This is a genomic window from Microcystis sp. LEGE 00066, assembly GCF_015207925.1.
Classification (GTDB): Bacteria; Cyanobacteriota; Cyanobacteriia; order Cyanobacteriales; family Microcystaceae; genus Microcystis; species Microcystis ichthyoblabe_A.
In genome coordinates this window covers 1-1,634 of the sequence record NZ_JADEVX010000343.1, presented here as the reverse complement: position 1 = coordinate 1,634, position 1,634 = coordinate 1, and the positions used below count along the sequence as shown (strand labels likewise).

The window sequence follows — 1,634 nt, the reverse complement described above, 5'->3', positions numbered from 1 at the left end:
TAAAAATTTTGTTAGAATTTCATCCAGATTTATGAGTTGAAATCGATTTTTCATGGACAAAGTTCTTAAAACCTGTCTATCTCCAGCGTTGGATGATAATTATCTGTCAAAAAATAATGCTTCTACACAAGTTCTCTATTTAAATAAGAGAATTTTATCTGAATTTTTTTCAAAATGAGAATTGCTGACTAAAGACAATCAAGTTTGACCTGCAAGACTCGGTTTATGCGCGTTTATATTCGGAAGCAGTGGTGATAACTCTCAACGGATTGAAGTTACCCCGTTACGGATTGGGAAATTATCTAATTAAAGGATGTAAAGGGACAGGAGAGGAGGAAACTATCTTAAAAAGTCTATCCCGTGCGGGTAAAAGATTAATGGGTTTTTGTCGGACGAATTTATTTAAACGTTTGGAGAGTGGAGGGTATGCTTTCCTGCAATCCCTTGACCGTCATATTCTCCGTAACTATATTTTCCTTCATGCTATGGCCAAGAATTTACCCCTTCCCATCGGGAGTCAGGATCTAGCTTTGTTAGACACTCGTTATCTGGATGAGGATTTAGTCACTCAGGGAGAGGATGAAAGTATAGAAACCGAGGACACTGGGGGGATAACCGGGTTAGAAAAAGAGTATCAAAAAAGAGCCGAACAAGTGTATCAAAAGTATAGCGGTGATTATCGCAAGCGCTTTCAGTGGATTAACCCCGAGGTGTTTAAACCCGCATTGAAAAAAGACCTAAAATCCGATGCCTTGGCTTTAATAGCATTATTGCAAACCTGTGGGACCTGGCAGCCGGAGACCGACGAAAAGCTAGAGAAGTTATGGCAGCTGTTAGAGGAGAATCATCCCAGAGAAAAGGTGTTAATTTTTAGCCAATTTGCCGATACAGTCAGTTATTTGGTCACTCAGTTGCAAAATCGGGGAGTGGATAAGATTGCGGGAGTGACGGGAAACTCTGCTAATCCTGCGGAAATGGTTCATCGTTTTAGTCCCCGCAGTAATTCTCAGCAAGTGGGGGAAGAAATACGAGTCCTAGTCGCGACGGATATCTTGAGCGAAGGGTTAAATTTACAGGATTGTGCCATTATCGTTAATTATGACCTACCCTGGGCAATTATTCGCCTCATTCAACGGGCCGGAAGGGTGGATAGAATCGGTCAAAAAGCAAGTCAGATTCTCTGTTATTCCTTTTTACCTGCGGAGGGAGTGGAGAGAATTATTAAGCTGCGGACGAGACTATCTCAAAGACTGCGAGAGAATGCTGAGGTGGTGGGGACCGATGAGGTATTTTTTGAGGAGGAGATGGATAACCAGACTTTATTGGATCTGTATCATGAAAAATCTGAGGTTATCGATGAGGAGGAGGATCAAGAAGTGGATTTAACTTCGGAAGCGTATCAAATTTGGAAAAATGCGATCGAAGTTGACCCTAATTTAAAACATACCATAGAGACTCTGCCGCCGGTGGTTTATTCTACCCGTTGCCATAGTGGGACAGCAACCCATCCAGAGGGAGTCATGGTTTATCTAAAAACTGCCGGGGGAAATGATGCTTTAGCATGGATTGATAAGCAGGGAAATAGTGTCACTCAATCCCAATTAGCTATTTTACGGTCCGCTGCCTGTCATCCC

General features: G+C 42.2%; 1 protein-coding gene. It reads left to right on the top strand.

Translation table 11 applies throughout. The features are described from left to right. Window positions 1–248 precede the first annotated feature (248 nt). On the top strand, window positions 249–1,634 hold a 1,386-nt coding region (locus tag IQ224_RS23355; protein ID WP_370583164.1), incomplete at its 3' end, for a helicase-related protein.